12 protein-coding genes and 4 pseudogenes are annotated in these 15,806 nt (G+C 71.9%); 9 read left to right on the top strand and 7 right to left on the bottom strand.

From position 1 onward, the window contains the following. Window positions 1–271 precede the first annotated feature (271 nt). From B1L07_03080 to B1L07_03065, 4 genes and pseudogenes are all read right to left on the bottom strand, one after another. Window positions 272–1,054 (bottom strand): annotated as a pseudogene (locus tag B1L07_03080) (hypothetical protein). Window positions 1,055–1,271: 217 nt separating this feature from the next. Next, window positions 1,272–1,514: a hypothetical protein gene (locus B1L07_03075; GenBank protein AUZ54268.1), complete on the bottom strand. Its 243-nt coding sequence runs from the start codon at window positions 1,512–1,514 to the stop codon at window positions 1,272–1,274. A 153-nt stretch (window positions 1,515–1,667) separates the two neighbouring features. Further along, a complete protein-coding gene (locus B1L07_03070) occupies window positions 1,668–2,303 on the bottom strand; it encodes a glutathione S-transferase (protein ID AUZ54267.1) in 636 nt (211 codons plus the stop codon). A 54-nt stretch (window positions 2,304–2,357) separates the two neighbouring features. After that, window positions 2,358–3,736: pseudogene (locus B1L07_03065) on the bottom strand (glutamate--cysteine ligase). Between the two features lie 341 nt (window positions 3,737–4,077). Between B1L07_03065 and B1L07_03060 the strand changes: the two are divergent. From B1L07_03060 to B1L07_03050, 3 genes and pseudogenes are all read left to right on the top strand, one after another. Continuing rightward, a pseudogene (locus B1L07_03060) lies at window positions 4,078–4,781 on the top strand (nodulin 21). Further along, window positions 4,781–5,614 carry an AraC family transcriptional regulator gene (locus tag B1L07_03055; protein ID AUZ54266.1) on the top strand — a complete coding sequence of 278 codons (834 nt, stop codon included), beginning with the start codon at window positions 4,781–4,783 and terminating at the stop codon, window positions 5,612–5,614. Before B1L07_03060 ends, B1L07_03055 begins: the two are co-directional and overlap by 1 nt. A 109-nt stretch (window positions 5,615–5,723) precedes the next feature. Continuing rightward, window positions 5,724–6,686, top strand: a complete 963-nt coding sequence (locus B1L07_03050; GenBank protein ID AUZ56433.1) for an MBL fold metallo-hydrolase — start codon at window positions 5,724–5,726, stop codon at window positions 6,684–6,686. A gap of 214 nt (window positions 6,687–6,900) precedes the next feature. Here the strand turns inward: B1L07_03050 and B1L07_03045 are convergent, their stop codons facing one another. Further along, window positions 6,901–7,500, bottom strand: coding sequence for a YihA family ribosome biogenesis GTP-binding protein (locus B1L07_03045; protein AUZ56432.1), 600 nt, complete (start codon window positions 7,498–7,500; stop codon window positions 6,901–6,903). Between the two features lie 125 nt (window positions 7,501–7,625). Here B1L07_03045 and B1L07_03040 point away from each other — a divergent pair, with 125 nt between their 5' ends. The 4 genes and pseudogenes from B1L07_03040 (at window position 7,626) to B1L07_03025 (ending at window position 10,897) form a co-directional block, all read left to right on the top strand. Beyond that, window positions 7,626–8,402 carry a cytochrome C gene (locus tag B1L07_03040; GenBank protein ID AUZ54265.1) on the top strand — a complete coding sequence of 259 codons (777 nt, stop codon included), beginning with the start codon at window positions 7,626–7,628 and terminating at the stop codon, window positions 8,400–8,402. 96 nt (window positions 8,403–8,498) lie between these two features. Next, entirely contained in the window at window positions 8,499–9,146 is a 648-nt protein-coding gene (locus B1L07_03035) for a dihydroneopterin aldolase (protein ID AUZ54264.1), read from the top strand. A 119-nt stretch (window positions 9,147–9,265) separates the two neighbouring features. Then, window positions 9,266–10,089 (top strand): annotated as a pseudogene (locus tag B1L07_03030) (thiol:disulfide interchange protein). A gap of 70 nt (window positions 10,090–10,159) precedes the next feature. Continuing rightward, window positions 10,160–10,897 (top strand): endonuclease, encoded by a 738-nt coding sequence (locus B1L07_03025; GenBank protein ID AUZ56431.1) that lies wholly within the window; start codon window positions 10,160–10,162, stop codon window positions 10,895–10,897. A 141-nt stretch (window positions 10,898–11,038) separates the two neighbouring features. Here B1L07_03025 and B1L07_03020 read toward each other — a convergent pair whose 3' ends face one another. Beyond that, the gene (locus B1L07_03020; GenBank protein AUZ54263.1) at window positions 11,039–11,917 is read right to left on the bottom strand and encodes an EamA family transporter; all 879 of its coding nucleotides are present in this window, start codon (window positions 11,915–11,917) and stop codon (window positions 11,039–11,041) included. 109 nt (window positions 11,918–12,026) lie between these two features. Then, window positions 12,027–12,434, bottom strand: a complete 408-nt coding sequence (locus B1L07_03015; GenBank protein ID AUZ54262.1) for a biopolymer transporter ExbD — start codon at window positions 12,432–12,434, stop codon at window positions 12,027–12,029. Between the two features lie 187 nt (window positions 12,435–12,621). On the opposite strand from B1L07_03015, the gene B1L07_03010 reads away from it, so the two are divergent. Both B1L07_03010 and B1L07_03005 read left to right on the top strand, forming a co-directional pair. After that, the gene (locus tag B1L07_03010; GenBank protein AUZ54261.1) at window positions 12,622–14,580 is read left to right on the top strand and encodes a lytic murein transglycosylase; all 1,959 of its coding nucleotides are present in this window, start codon (window positions 12,622–12,624) and stop codon (window positions 14,578–14,580) included. Continuing rightward, a complete protein-coding gene (locus B1L07_03005) occupies window positions 14,577–15,803 on the top strand; it encodes a multifunctional CCA tRNA nucleotidyl transferase/2'3'-cyclic phosphodiesterase/2'nucleotidase/phosphatase (GenBank protein ID AUZ54260.1) in 1,227 nt (408 codons plus the stop codon). Before B1L07_03010 ends, B1L07_03005 begins: the two co-directional genes overlap by 4 nt. Window positions 15,804–15,806 lie beyond the last annotated feature (3 nt).

Here is a 15,806-nt window from a genome sequence, read left to right as displayed (position 1 = left end):
TGAAGGAAAAAGGCGCGTCTGTCGACGCGCCTTTTTCTTTGTCCCGGGCAGTGCCGCTGGCGTTCCCCGGCGGCTTGCGCGGCGATCCCGCCCGCCGCCATGGCGATGCCGGCCGCAGCGTCCGACGACGCGGCGCCAGCGGCCATGGCATCCACCGGAACGGCACATGACAACGCGCCGCCCGGGCAATACACCGCGCAGGCGCGGGGGCATCCTGTCGCCGCCACCTGCGCCATCCCATCGCCAGGGCGGCACCACGCCGCCCAGACGATCACTTCGGCTGGCGCAGCAACCGGGTCAAGGACACCACCTGGGCATCGTTGCGCGCCATGCACAGGTAGCGGCCGTCCGGATGATCGACGATCAGTTCGGCGGCCTCGTCGTTCACCGGCACGCGCGTGACCAGCGCGCCGGATGCGCGCGCACGCCGATTGCAGGCGCCCAGCAGCCCGGCACCGTCGGCGGCGGCCACGGGCGCCACGTAACCGCGGTGCTGGCCGTGGTCGGCCTGGTGCCCGCCGTCCCCCGGCGTGTTGCGGAACACCGCGCGGCACCCGTCCTTGACCCGGACGGAACTGCGCAACGGCCCCCGTTCCGGCCCTCCACGCATTCGGTGCGGCTCAGCCGGCGCACGAGCTCGACATCACCGCGGGTGTCCATGTCGCACCCGGCCAGGGTGTTGCCCTGCGATTCGCAGGTCACTTCCCGCGGCAGACCGGCGGGCGCGTCGTGCGATCGGCCGCCCTTCATGGCGGCCGATCGAACACACCCCGTTCGCGTCGCCCTGGCCGGTATGGGACATCTGCACGCCGCCGGCGGACGTGGTGATCGACAGGGTCACGCCGCGGGCCGGGTCGTGCGCCTCGACGTAATCGTCATTGAAGCGCTTCAGCCGGGTTTCCCTGCCGTTGACATAGACCGGCCCGCCGTCGTCGGCATGCACCTCGCGTGCACCGGGGCTGGTGCCGTTGAGCATCGGGAGGGCGGCCCGCGCCTGCAAGGCGCAAGGCAGCGCGAGCAAGGCGGTCGCGGCGAGCAGGGACGACGTCTTCACGGGAAGCTCCACGGTCGGGTCGCGGGAGCATACGCTGGCCGATGCAGGGCGCACTGCATGGAAAACATCACGCGGCGGCCGGCGGCGCATCCGCCACGCCGGCCGGTGGCTTTCCCAACAGGCCATCCCCTCCGCATCGTCGCGCCTGGCGGGGGGAAGGCCGGCACGCGGGGCGCCCACGTGCCGGCGTCCAGCCGGGACTGCGCGCCGCGACGGCTCAGCCGCCGCAGCCGCCGCAGCATTCCGAAGGCACCCGTTCCAGCTGCGCGGCGGAAACCGCCAGGCCGCCGCGGTCCAGCGCCGGCAGCAGGCTGTGTTCGTCGAGCAGGGTGGAAATGCGCAGCACCCGGCTGAGCGGTTCGATATCCAGCAGCACGGAAGGATCGGCGTCCTGCAGCGCGTCTTCCAGCAGCTGCAGGTCCGGCGCCGGGCCGGACAGGGGAATCCTGAATTGCGTCATCGACATACTCCCGGGGCGCAGCACGCGACCGGCGACCCGCCCCGTGGCCGTTCCGGCGGCGGGCGACCGTGCCCGCCGGCCGGATACTGCGTGCCCGCGACGCGGGCCGCCCTGACCGGGGTCAAGCCGCGGCGTGATCGCCGCCGGCGCCGCTCACTGCGGCGCCGCCAGCGCGTCGTCCAGCGCGGACGCGCGCTGCCAGGCCGGACGCGCACGCAGGCGCGCGGCGTATTCGGCGAACGCCGGGCGCTCGGGCAGGGTCTTGAACATCGTGCCCCACAGCACCTGGCTGCCCAGGTAGACGTCGGCGGCGCTGAACCGCTCGCCCAGCAGCCACGGCGCGGCGCCGGCAGCGGCCTTCTCCAGGGTGTCGGCCATCCGCTCGAAACTGCCATAGCCGACCATGCCGGCCTTGTCCGGCGGCGCCAGCAGGCCGAACGCCTTGGCGCTGACCGCGGCCTCCACCGGCCCGGCGGCGAAGAACAGCCAGCGGAAATAACTGCCGCGCAGCGGGTCGTCCTGCGCCGGCGCCAGCCCGGCCTGCGGGAACGCATCGGCCAGGTAGCCGCAGATGGCCGCGGCCTCGGTCACCACCACCCCGCGGTGGACGATGGCCGGCACCTTGCCCATCGGATTGATGGCCAGGTAGGCCGGCGACTTCATGTCCTCGCCGTAACCCAGCACCTCGGTGCGGTACGGCTGCCCGACCTCCTCCAGCATCCAGCGCACGATGCGGCCGCGCGATTGCGGGTGGGTGTAGAAGACGATCTCGTCCGTCGTGTTGCCCATGCGCCTGCCTCCGTCAAGGAAGCCGGCAGTCTAGCAACGCGCCAGGGTGCCGGATCAGTAGGCGAACTCGCGGAACACCGGGTCGACGCTGCCGTTCCATGCCCCATGGAACAGCTCCAGCTTGCGCTCGGCGGCGGTCTTGCCCGAGTCCACGATTTCCTGCAGCACGTCGAGGAAGCGGGTCTCGTCCTGGCCGTCGGCGTTGAGCGCCGCGCGGCGGCGCAGGCCCTCGCGCGCGATCTCCAGCGCGCGCCGCGCCAGGTCGCGCACGCTGCCGCCGCGGAACGGCAGGTGCAGCGCCTGCCGCGGCACGCCGTCGCGCAGCGCGTGGCGCTCGGCGAGGCTGAAATCCCTGACCAGGTCCCAGGCCGCATCCAGCGCCGTGTCGTCGTACAGCAGGCCCACCCAGAACGCCGGCAGCGCACAGATCCGGCTCCACGGGCCGCTGTCGGCGCCGCGCATTTCCAGGTACTTCTTCAGCCGCACCTCGGGAAGGCGGTGGTCATGTGGTCGGACCAGTCGCGCAGCGTCGGCAGCGCACCCGGCAGCACGTCCAGTTCGCCCTTGAGGAAGCGCCGGAACGACTTGCCGCTGGCATCGTGGTAGACGCCGTCGCGGTAGGAGAAATACATCGGCACGTCGAGCAGGTAGTCGACGTAGCGCTCGTAGCCGAAGCCGTCCTCGAACACGAAGTCGAGCATGCCGGTGCGGTCGGCATCGGTGTCGGTCCAGATGTGCGAGCGGTAGCTCAGGTAACCGTTGGGCCGGCCCTCGGTGAACGGCGAATCGGCGAACAGCGCGGTGGCGATGGGCTGCAGCGCCAGCGACACGCGGAACTTCTTCACCATGTCCGCTTCGCTGGCGTAGTCGAGGTTGACCTGGACCGTGCAGGTGCGGGTCATCATGTCCAGGCCGAGCGAGCCGACCCTGGGCATGTAGTCACGCATGATGCGGTAGCGGCCCTTGGGCATCCACGGCATGTCGGCGCGGGTCCACTTCGGCTGGAAGCCCATGCCGAGGAAACCCAGCTGCAGCTCGCCGGCCACCTGCGCCACCTCGTTGAGGTGGGTGCCGGTTTCCACGCAGGTCTGGTGGATGCTCTCCAGCGCGGCGCCGGACAGCTCCAGCTGCCCGGCCGGCTCCAGCGTCACCGAGGCGCCGTCGCGCAGCAGCGCGATGGTGTTGCCCGGCCCCTGATCGATACGCTCCTGCACCGGCTCCCAGCCGAAACGGGTCAGCCCGGTCAGCAGCGCCTGGATGCCGCGCTCGCCCTCGAACGTCGGCGGGCGCAGGTCGTCCAGGCGGAACCCGAACTTCTCGTGCTCGGTGCCGATGCGCCACTGCGGGCGCGGCTTCTCGCCGGAAGCGAGCACCTCCACCAGCTGCGAGCGGTCGGTAATGGGCGTATCGGCAACGTGGCTGGGGCTCGACAAGGGCTGGCTCGCAGTGTTCTGGCTGGGCGGGGAAATGGGGGCCTGCCCCCGGCATCACAAGAACCGGCCCGCAGTCCGTCGCGCGCGTCACCGCGTCCCGTCCAGCGCCGGCAAGGCGCGCATCCACGCACGCTGCGCCTGCCCGGCTCCGCCACGGGCCACCGGCCCTCGCCCGCGATGGACCGCGAACAGCTCCCGAGCGCGCACTATATCGCGGCCCCTATTGCCGGCATGTCGCGGTGGCGGTTTTCAGCATCCCACCGGCGGCGACTTGACCGGTCCGGCGCCGCGGCTGCGAGTCGTTTTCACCAACGGTCCACGTGCCGTCCTACACTGCGGCCATGAAACCGACCCGACACACCGAATCCCACCGCTCCGAACGTGTCGGCTGGCTGCGCGCGGCCGTGCTCGGGCCAACGACGGCATCGTCTCCGTCGCCGGCCTGGTGGTCGGCATCGCCGCCAGCGGCGCGCCGGCCTCCACCATCCTGGCCACCGGCGTCGCCGGCACCGTGGCCGGCGCCATGTCGATGGCCGCCGGCGAATACGTGTCGGTGCAGTCGCAGGCCGACACCGAGCATGCCGACCTGGCGCTGGAACGCCGTGAACTGCGCGAAGACCCGCATACCGAGCTGGAGGAACTGGCCGGCATCTACCGGCGGCGCGGGCTGACCCCGGAACTGGCGCACGAGGTGGCCGTGCAGCTGACCGCGCACGATGCGCTGGCTGCGCATGCGCGCGACGAGCTGGGCATCACCGAGGAACTGCGGGCGCGGCCGCTGCAGGCGGCGCTGGCCTCGGCCGGCGCGTTCGTCGTCGGCGCGATCCTGCCGGTACTCACCGCACTGCTGGCCCCCTACGCCTACGTCGCGCAGATCACCACCGCGTCCACCCTGGTCGGGTTGTGCATCACCGGCGCGATGGCCGCCCACGCCGGCGGCGCCTCGCGCCTGCGCGGTGCGCTGCGGGTGGTGTTCTGGGGCGCACTGGCGATGGGCGCGGCGGCGGCCATCGGCAATCTGTTCGACACCCACCTGGCCGGTTGATGGTGGCCCTGGCGACGACGCCCGGCCCGCTGCTGCAACAGCTGGCGACGCTGGCCGACTGCCAGAACGCCGGGGACTATGCCTGTATCACCGCGCGCCGCGAGCACGGCGCGTCCTCGGTGGAGATCCCGCGCCCGCAGTTCGCGATCCTGCTGCAGGGACGCAAGCACGTGCGCACCGCGCAGCAGGTGCTGGACCTGGCACCCGGCGACCTGTTCCTGATCACCCGCCGCTGCCGGATCGACGTGGTCAACGTCCCCGACCCCGACAGTGGCCTCTATCTCAGCGCCATCGTGCCGCTGTGCGCCGAAGTGCTGCACGCCACCCGCACCTTGTGGAGCGGGCCGTTGCCCGAAGCCGGCCCGCCGCTGGCGCGGCTGCCGCTGGCCGCGCACGGCGCGCCGCTGCTGCAGTGGCGGCAGGCACTGGAACACGGCGACTACACCGCGGCCCGGCTGGCGCTGGCCAGCCTGGCCGTGGCGTTCTGCGCGTCCGGCCATGGCAGCCTGCTGGTCGCGCCCGAACCCGGCCTGGGCGAGCGCATCCGCGACCTGGTCGCCGCCCAGCCCGGACGCAACTGGCAGTCGTGCGATTTCGAACAGCACCTGGGCATCAGTGGCGCCACCCTGCGCCGGCGCCTGGCCAGCGAACGGCTCGGCCTGCGCGAGCTGATCGGCGATGCGCGGCTGGCGCACGCGATGCAGCTGCTCTACACCACCCGCCTGCCGCTGAAGACCGTGGCCGCGCGCGTCGGCTACCGCTCGCTGTCCAGCTTCAACCGGCGCTTCCACGAACGCTATGGCATGGAGCCGTCCGCGATCGGCAACCAGTGACGGCGCGGCGGCGGTGAGCGGATCGCGCGGCATTGCGAGCGCATCGCAGGCGGGGCCGGGCGCAACATGGCGGCTCCGCGGCGCGATGCCGCCCCTGACGGAACTGCCCATGTCCCACGCTGCCCTTCGTCCCCTTGCCCTGGCCCTGCTGCTGGCCGCCGGCGGCGCCCACGCCGGCACCGCCCATGTCCCGCGCGCGCAGGTACCCGGCGTGTATCACCAGCAGATCGGCGAGGTGCAGGTCACCGCGCTGTTTGACGGCACCGTCGCGCTGCCGCGGCAGGCACTGAGCGGCATTGACCCGGGCGCGGTCACCCGCCTGCTCGAACACGGCTACGTGCCCGAAGACGGCAAGGGCCTGCAGACCGCGGTCAACGCCTATCTGGTGCAGCGCGGCACACACTTGGCGCTGGTCGATACCGGGGCCGCGCAGTGCTTCGGCCCCGGCCTGGGCCAGGTACTGGTCAACCTGCGCGCCGCCGGCTACGACCCAGCCGAGGTGGACGACGTGCTGTTGACCCACGCCCATCCCGATCACCTGTGCGGGCTGCTCGACGCCGACGGCAAGCCGGCGTTCGCCAACGCCCGCGTGTGGCTGTCACAGGCCGATGCCGGTTACTGGCTGGACCCGGCCAGTGAAGCCGGCGCGCCGCAGTCGCTGCGCTTCGCCTTCCCGATGGCGCGCAGTGCGGTGGCGCCGTACGCCGCGGCCGGACGCCTGCGACGTTTTGTCACAGGCGATACCCTGCCCGCCGGCATCACCGCGCTGGACAGCCACGGCCACACCCCGGGCCATGTCTCCTGGCGGATCGACGGCGGCAACGGCCAGCAGCTGCTGGTATGGGGCGACATCGTGCACTTCCACGCGGTCCAGTTCGCGCGGCCCGACGCCAGCTACGAAGCCGACAGCGACCGCACGGCCGCCATTGCCAGCCGCCGCCGGCTGATGGCCGAGGCCGCGGCAGGGCGGTGGTGGGTGGCTGGCGCGCACCTGCCGTTCCCCGGCCTGGGGCACGTGCGCCGCGCGGGTGAAGCCTTCGCCTGGGTGCCGGGCGAGTTCTCACCGCTGTGAGCGACCGCCCGCGCCGCGCGCTGGCGCCCCACGGTCCGCACCGCAGACCGTGGGCCCCGTCTTCCGTTTGCCACACCCCCGCCTTCGGCGCGCCCCCTGACTCAGGGGACTTTGCTCCCGTCACGTTCCAGCTTGGCCGGGGGATGGGAGCAGCCGCCAGCGGGCGGGTGCGCGGCGCGTGGGAAGGGGCTGGAGTGCCCGCCTGGTGCCGGCGTTACAGGCCCAGCCAGCCGCCGATCACAGCGCGGGCCTCGTCCACGCCCTGCTTGGACTCGCCGGAGAACGCCTGCACGCTCACCGAATCGCCGAACGCATCGGCCAGTTCCCTGCGCACCTTCTGCAGCGTCTGCGCCTGCTGGCCACGGCCGAGCTTGTCGGCCTTGGTCAACAGCGCATGCGCCGGCAGGCCGCGCTGCACCGCGTAGGCCAGCATCTGCCGGTCGTAGTCCTTGAGCGGGTGGCGGATGTCCATCACCACCACCAGTCCCTTGAGCGCGTCGCGGGTGCGGAAATAGTTGTCGATGAAGGCCTGCCAGTGCGCCTGCAGTTCCTGCGGGACCTTGGCGTAGCCATAGCCGGGCAGGTCGACCAGGTGCGCCTGCGGGGTGACCTGGAAGAACACCAGCTGCTGGGTGCGGCCCGGCGTCTTGGAGACCCGGGCCAGCGCGTTCTGCCGGGTCAGCGCGTTGAGCGCGCTGGATTTTCCGGCGTTGGAGCGACCGGCGAAGGCCACCTCGGCGCCCTCGTCCGGCGGCAATTGCCGGGCATTGTGGGCCGAAAGCAGATATCGGGCGCGTTCTAGGAGCTGTGACATGCCCATAGGATCGCACGCCGCGGGTCCCGCTGGCGCCCGTGCGTTGACCCTGCCATGAAACGGCGTGGATAATCCGGTCGATGCCGGCGCGGACCCGCCCGGCCCGTTCCACACGGAGCTTCTGCATGCGCCACGCTCGTGTCTTAGCCGTTTCCGCCCTTGTCATCCCGCTGATCGCGGTCGTCGCGTTCGCACAGAGTTCGGTCACGCCGGTGCCCGACAACGCGCCGGTGCAGACCGCACCGCTGGAGATCGACCTCAGCAAGACCCTGCCCGGCGATGCCGAGGCCGGCGAAGGCAAGGCACAGGCCTGCGCCGCCTGCCATGGCGCCGACGGCAACTCCGCGGTGGAGATGTATCCGCGGCTGGCCGGCCAGAGCGAGCGCTACATCGCCCGCCAGCTGGCGCTGATCGCCGGCGGCCAGCGCACCGAGGGCGCGGTCGCCGCCATGCTGCCGTTCGTGCAGGGCATGACCGCGCAGGACATGCGCGACATCGGCGCCTTCTTCGCCCGCCAGAAGTCCGGCGCCGGCGTGGCCGACGACACCGCCATCGCCGACGGCCCGTACGCCGGCATGAAGTTCTACGAGGTCGGCCAGAAGCTGTACCGCAACGGCGACGCCAGCCGCGAGATCCCGGCCTGCATGGCCTGCCACGGCCCGACCGGCGCCGGCAATCCCGGCCCGGCCTACCCGCACATCGGCGGCCAGCACGCCATGTACGTCACCCAGCGCCTGCAGCACTACCAGGCGGGCCAGACCCAGGAAACCGATCCGTCGCAGTTCCGGATCATGGCCCAGGTGGCCGGCAAGCTCACCGAGCAGGAAATCCAGGCGCTGGCCAGCTACGTGCAGGGCCTGCACGCGCGCGCCGACGACGTGGCCGTGGCCACCGCGCGTTGACCGCCTGACGGTCGCGGTCGCCACGGCGACGGGCAGTCGTGTTCCGGATACGCCGACCCCTGCGGTCGGCGTCTCTTTTTCCAGTTGGAGATCCCGATGACGTATTTCGCGCGCTTGTCCCTGCTGTTGCTGGCCCTGCTGCCGCTGGCCGCCTGTGCCGCCGACGCCGCCGCACCGGTGGAAGGCCAGGACTATGAGCTGATCGCAGAACCCGGCCCGTTCGCCCCCCTGGCCGGCAAGATCGAGGTGGTCGAAGTGTTCGGCTACCCCTGCATCCACTGCGCCCATTTCGAACCGCTGCTCGAAGCCTGGGTCGCCAGGCTGCCGGGCGACGTGCGCTTCACCGCGGTGCCGGCTGCCTTCGGCGGCCATTGGGACGCCTATGCGCGCGCCTTCTACGCCGCCGAGCAGACCGGCGTGCTCAAGCGCAGCCACGCCGATGTGTTCAAGGCCCTGCACGAACGGCGCAGCCTGCCGATGCAGAACGTGTCGCCACAGGAACTGGCGACGTTCTATGCCGCCTACGGGGTGCAGCCGGAGCGCTATGTCGATGCGCTGCGCAGCGACCAGACCGACGCCAGGGTGAAGGCCGCGCGCGCCTTCGCCCTGCGCGTGCGGGTGCCCGGTACGCCGGCACTGGTGGTCAACGGCAAATACCTGGTCAAGGGCCGCAGCTTCGAGGACCAGTTGCGCATCGCCAGTGCCCTGGTGGAACGCGAGCGCGCTGCCGCCCGGCGCCGCTGAGCCCATGCCGGCGTGCTCCGGCAACCGGTTCAGCCGCCGCCGCAGATAATGTCATCATGCGCCCCGCGGTCGCCGCTGGCGGCCCGACGACCCGACGAATCCCTGCTGGAGATCCACCCATGAAGATCCGTTTCGTACTCGCCTTGGCCGCCCTGCTGCCGCTGATGGTGGCCTGCAAGGCCCAGGACGGCTCGGCCGACGCCGTCGCCCCGGCCGCCGAACAACCGGCCGCCGCCAACGCCCCGGCCGCCCCGCCGCCGACGCTGCTGCCGAAGCCGCCGCCACGCCGGAAGCGGCCAGCGGGCAGGCCGCCGCGCAGAGCGCGGAGAACACCCCGGTGCCGGCGCAGGCGCGCCTGGTCGGCCCCGAACCGGTGGCCGGCACCGACTACCTGGTCATCGACGGCGGCCAGCCGATCCAGCCGGCGACCGGCAAGATCGAAGTGGCCGAGGTGTTCGGCTACGTCTGCCCGGCCTGCGCGCGCTTCCAGCCGCTGATCGGGCCGTGGAAGGCCGGCCTGCCGTCGGACGTCAACTTCGTCTACGTGCCGGCCATGTTCGGCAGCATGTGGGACGACTACGGCCGCGCCTTCTATGCCGCCGAGGCACTGGGCGTGCAGGAGAAGACCCATGAGGCGCTGTACTCGGCCATCCATGTCGAGCAGTCGCTCAAGGGCGAGCTGGGCCGCGATTCGGTCGAGGACATCGCCAACTTCTACGCCAAGTTCGGCGTCAACCCGAAGACCTTCGCCGACACCATGGGCAGCTTCTCGGTGGTGGCCAAGACCAATCGCGCCAAGCAGTTCGCCCAGCGCAGCAAGATCACCGGCACGCCGTCGCTGATCGTCAACGGCAAGTACCTGGTCAAGGGCAAGAGCTACGAGGACATGCTGCGCATCGCCGACCACCTGATCGCACGCGAACGCGCCGCCAACGCCAAGTAAGGTATCAAGGGCCTCGTCGACACGAGGCCCTGGTTCCACCGCCGTGAATTCCTCCACCCACACCCTGCGCCTGCTCACGGCCAACATCCAGGCCGGCTCCAGCACGCGCCGCTACAGCGACTACGTGACCCGCAGCTGGTCGCACGCGCTGCCGTCGGGCAGCAAGCGCTCCAGCCTGGATGCGATCGCCAGGCTCGCCAGCGGCCGCGACATCGTCGGCCTGCAGGAGGCCGACCCCGGCAGCCTGCGCTCGGGTTTCACCAACCAGACCCACTACCTGGCCCAGCGCGCCGGCTTCAACTACTGGAGCCACCAGCCCAACCGGCGCATGGGCGGGGTCGCGTCCAGCGCCAATGGCCTGCTCAGCCGGCTGGAACCGGTGGAAGTGCAGGATCACGCCCTGCCCGGCCGCATCGGCGGACGCGGCGTGCTGCTGGCGCGCTTCGGCGACGGCCGCGAAGGGCTGGCGGTCGCCGTCGCGCACCTGTCGCTGGGCGTGGGTTCGCGCCTGTCGCAGCTGGATTTCATCGCCGACCTGATGTCCGACTACCCCAACGCGGTGCTGATGGGCGATTTCAACTGCAAGGCCGAGCGCCCGGAAATGCAGGTGCTGTACCGCAAGACCCGGCTGCAGCCGCCCGGCTGCCTGGTGCCCACCTTCCCCAGCTGGCGCCCGGAACGGGCGATCGACCATATCCTGGTCAGCGACAGCCTGCGCGCGCTCGAAACCGGCGCCGTCGCCGCGGCCCATTCGGACCATCTGGCGGTGGAGATGCAGGTCGAAGTCCCCGCCAACAGCCTGCGCTAGCGTCGCCGCACGCGGCCGCGCCAAGGGCCGCAGCGCCGACGCGGCCACTGTCCCGATTCCCCGCAGCGACGCAGCCGCGCCCCTGGACCCGGGTGTCCCTGCGGCGCATCCCCGGCACAAGGGGCTACGCCCGGCACCGGCTCATGTCACCACGGCAGCCGCGGGCGGTGGCCGGCGCCGCGCGGTCGCCGCGCTCCCCACCGAGGCCAATACCGTGCAGCCGATCGCCAGCCACTGCAGGCCGGACAGCTGTTCGTGCAGCAGCAGCAGCGCCCACAGCGCGGCCACCGCCGGTTCCATGCTGATCAGGATGCCGAAGGTCTCCTTCGGCAGGCGCTTGAGCGCCATCATCTCCAGCGACATCGGGATCGCGCTGGACACCACCGCCACCAGCAGCCCGGCCAGCAGGATCGACGGCTGCAGCAGTGCCGTTCCGGCATGGGCCACGCCCACCGGCACCACCACCAGCGCCGCGACCGCCACGCCCAGCGATACCGAGTGCCCGGCATGCAGGTGCCCGGCGCGCTTGCCGAACACGATGTACAGCGCCCAGCAGGCCGCGGCGCCCAGCGCGTACAGCACGCCGGCCACGTCCAGCGCCGGCCCGCCGCCCAGCGGCAGCAACAGCAGCAGCCCGGCCAGCGCGCAGCCGACCCACAGGAAATCGATCGCCCGCCGCGAGGAGAACATCGCCACCGCCAGCGGCCCGATGAACTCGATGGCCACCGCGATGCCGAACGGAATCGTGCGCAGCGCCATGTAGAACAGCAGGTTCATCAGCCCCAGCGCCAGCCCGTAGCGCAGGATCGCGGCGCCGTCGGCGCGGCGGGTATGCCAGCGCCACGGCCGCCACAGCAGCAGCAGGAACAGCGCCGAAAAGCCCACGCGCAGCGCGCTGGTACCCTGGGCGCCGATCAGCGGGAACAGGTGCTTGGCGTAGGACGTGCCGATGGCCAGCGAAGTCACCGAGCCGAGCACCGCCAGCGCCGGCAACAGCGGCGCGAATCGTGAAGTCTGCATGCGCGTAGTGTAGTGCGGCGGGCGCCCCCGGCCGCCGCGCGCGGCTCATCGTCCGCCGCCGCGCGCCTGTCCCGGGCCGCCCGCCTTCGCGCACGGCCCGGGCACCCCTTCATCGCAGGAAGGCGATGCGCTCCATCCGTGCGTTGTCGGCCGCCGCCAGCACCTTGGCCATCGTGTCGTACTCGGCGTCCGGGCTGGCGTCGATGCGCAGCTCCGGCAGGTTGCCGGCATGCAGACGCGCCTGCTCCTGCAGCCGCGCCTGCAGCGAAGCGACCGGCAGCGCCTGGCCATTCCACGTGAGCTGGTTGGCCGCGTCCACCCGCAATTCGATCGGCGGCGGCGGATCCACGCGGGGGACCTGGCGGGTGGTGGGCTGCGGCAGATCCACCGGGATCGGCCAGGACACCAGCGGCGCGGTGACGATGAAGATGATCAGCAACACCAGCATCACGTCCACCAGCGGGGTGACATTGATGTCGGCGATCGGTCCGGAACTGCCAGCTGCACTGAATGCCATGCTCCGCTCCTTCGGCGAGGCGTAGCGCCCCGGTGTCGACACTACGCCGGCCACAGCGGCGCACGGCAGCGGCGCGGCCGGTCACGTTCAGCCCGCGTTTCGGTTCAGCGGCCGCGCGACGGCGATGTTCATGCGCGAGCCGGAATCGCCGCGGCGCTGTTGACGATGCCCCGGCTATGCTTTGCCGATGAAACGAACGACCTGCCTGCTGCCTTTCGCCGCGTCCCTGCTGCTGGCCTGTACCGGCACCGGCGCACAGACCCTCGACGCCCGGCGCGCGGCCATGCGCGTGGCCATCGACAACGCCGAACGCGGCCAGTTCGATGCCGCCGCGAGCGCGGGCCTGCGCGACCACCCGCTGTACGGCTGGCTCGAATACAGCGCGCTGCGCCGTGGCATCGACACCGTGGACACGCCGCAGGCGCTGGACTTCCTCAAGCGCTACCAGGGCCAGGCCGTGGCCGAGGCATTCCGCGCCGCGTGGCTGCCGGCGCTGGCGCGGCGCCAGGACTGGCCGACCCTGCTCGCCAACTGGCGGCCCAGCAACGACCCCGGGCTGCAGTGCGCCGAGCTCAACGCACGCCTGGCCACCGGCAAGGCCGATGCCGGCTGGATCCGCGACGCGCAGGCGCTGTGGCGCAGCAGCGGCAAGTCGCTGCCCGATGCGTGCGATCCGGTGTTCGCCGGCCTGGCCGAGCGCGGCGGGCTGACCCCGGCACTGCGCTGGGAGCGCATCGACGCCGCGGCCGACGCCCAGCAGCCCGGGGTGATGCGCGCGGCCGCGCGCGGTCTGCCGGCCGCCGAGCTGGCCCTGGCCAATAATTACGCCGCGTTCGTCGACAAACCGGACGTGCGCGCGTTGAAGTGGCCGCAGAACGAACGCAGCCGGCGCATCGCCAGCGACGGCCTGGCAAAGCTGGCGCGGACCGACCCCGACGCCGCCGAACGGCAGTTGCCGCAGTATGCGCAGGCGCTGCGGCTGGACGCCGCGCAGCAGGCGCAGGTGCGCTACCAGATCGCGTTGTGGACGGTGGCGTCCTACCTGCCGGATTCGGCGCGGCGGTTGGCCGCGGTCCCGGAATCGGCGTACGACGAGCGCCTGCACGAATGGCGCGCGCGCGAAGCGATGGCGCGCGGCGACTGGCCCGCGGCGCTGGCCGCGATCCGGGCGATGCCCGCGAACCAGCGCGGTGACTCGCGCTGGCGCTGGTTCGAGGCACGGCTGCTGGAAAAGACCGGCAGGGCCGCCGAGGCCATGCCGCTGTACCGCGCCGTCGCCACCGAGCCGACCTTCCATGGCTTCCTTGCCGCCGACAAGCTGCGCCAGCCCTACGCGCTGTGTCCGTGGAACCCCGGCAGCGACGCGCAGGCGCGCGCGGCGGTGGCGCGCGACCCGGCGCTGGTGCGCGCGCTGGAACTGTTCCGCATCGACCGCGCCACCTGGGCCGCGCGCGAATGGGCCGACGCGCTGTCGCGGTTCGACGACACCCGGCGCCGGCTGGCCGTCGAAGTGGCGGGTGAGGCGGGCTGGTTCGACCGCGCCGTGTTCGCCCTCAAGGGGCCGCAGGAGATGCGCCTGTACGCGCTGCGGTTCCCGCTGTACCACGACGACACCATCCGCCGCGAAGCGGCGCGCAACGCGCTGGATCCGGCGTGGGTCGCCGCCGAGATCCGCGCCGAGAGCATCTTCAACCCGAACGCGCGCTCGCCGGCCAACGCCCTGGGGCTGATGCAGGTGCTGCCCGCCACCGGCGCCAGCGTCGCCCGGCGCATCGGGCTCGACGGCTACGGCGGCGCGGCCAGCCTTTACGATCCGGACACCAACATCGCCATCGGCACCGCCTACCTGCGGCAGCTGCTGGACACCTACGGCGGCCTGCCCTACGTCACCATCGCCGCCTACAACGCCGGGCCCACGCCGACGGCGCGCTGGCAGTCGCAGCGGCCGGGCTACGACCCCGACTTCTGGATCGAGACCATCAGCTACAAGGAGACGCGCGAGTACGTCGCGCGCGTGCTTGCGTTCAGCGTGATCTACGACTGGCGCCTCAACGGCAAGGCGGTGCCGCTGGGCGACCGCATCGCCGGCCGCAACGTCCCGGCGTCGCGCGGCTTCGCCTGCCCGGCGGCCAAGGACGGCGCATGAAGACCTACCTGGTCGGCGGCGCGGTCCGCGACCGGCTGCTGGGGCTGGATGCGGGCGACCGCGACTGGGTGGTGGTCGGCGCCACCCAGCAGCAGATGGAGGCGCGTGGCTTCAAGGCCGTGGGCCGCGACTTCCCGGTGTTCCTGCACCCGCATACCGGCGAGGAACACGCGCTGGCGCGCACCGAGCGCAAGAGCGGACGCGGCTACCGCGGCTTCGTGGTCGACGCCGACCCGTCGGTGACGCTGGAGCAGGACCTGCAACGCCGCGACTTCACCATCAATGCCATCGCCTGCGACGAGGACAGCGGCACGCTGGTCGACCCCTGGGGCGGCGCGCGCGACCTCCAGGCGCGCGTGCTGCGCCACGTCGGCCCGGCCTTCGTCGAGGATCCGCTGCGGGTACTGCGCGCGGCACGGTTCATGGCGCGCTTCGCGCCGCTGGGTTTCACCCTGGCCCCGGAAACCGCCGCGCTGATGCGGGAGATCGCCGCCAGCGGCGAACTGGACGCGCTGGTACCCGAACGCATCTGGCAGGAACTGCGCAAGGCGCTGCGCGCGGCGCGCCCTTCGGCATTCCTGCGCACCCTGCACGATACCGGCGCACTGGCGCCGATCCTGCCGGAAGTGGCCGCGCTGTACGGCATCCCGCAGCGCGTCGAATTCCACCCGGAAGTGGACACCGGGGTGCACCAGGAAATGGTCAGCGACATGGCCGCGCGGCTGGCGCCGGGCGACGACCTCATCGGCTTCGCCGCGCTCACCCATGATCTCGGCAAGGCACTCACCCCGGCCGACCAGCTGCCACGCCATGTCATGCACGAACAGCGCGGGCTGAAGCCGCTGGCGGCGCTGTGCGACCGCCTGCGCATCCCCGCCGACCACCGCCAGCTGGCCGCGGCGGTGTGCCGCGAGCATCTCAACGTGCACCGGATCGACGAACTGCGCGACGCCACCGTACTGGACCTGCTGCAGCGCTGCGACGGCTTCAGGCGCCCGGAGCGCATCGCGCAGATGGCGCTGGCCTGCGAATGCGACAAGCGCGGCCGGCTCGGTTTCGAGGACAGCGAGTACCCGCAACGCGCCACGCTGCTGCGCCTGCATGCCGCGGCGCTGGCGATCAATGCGCGCGACCTCGCCGCCGAAGGCCTCAGCGGCCCGGCGGTGGGCGAAGCCTTGAACAAGGCCCGGATCAACGCCATCGGCGCGGCACGCCGGGCATAGGGA

It is taken from the genome of Stenotrophomonas acidaminiphila (assembly GCA_002951995.1).
Lineage (GTDB): Bacteria > Pseudomonadota > Gammaproteobacteria > Xanthomonadales > Xanthomonadaceae > Stenotrophomonas > Stenotrophomonas acidaminiphila_A.
Note: the sequence above shows the minus strand (reverse complement) of the source record. Positions and strands in the feature narration are given on the sequence as shown.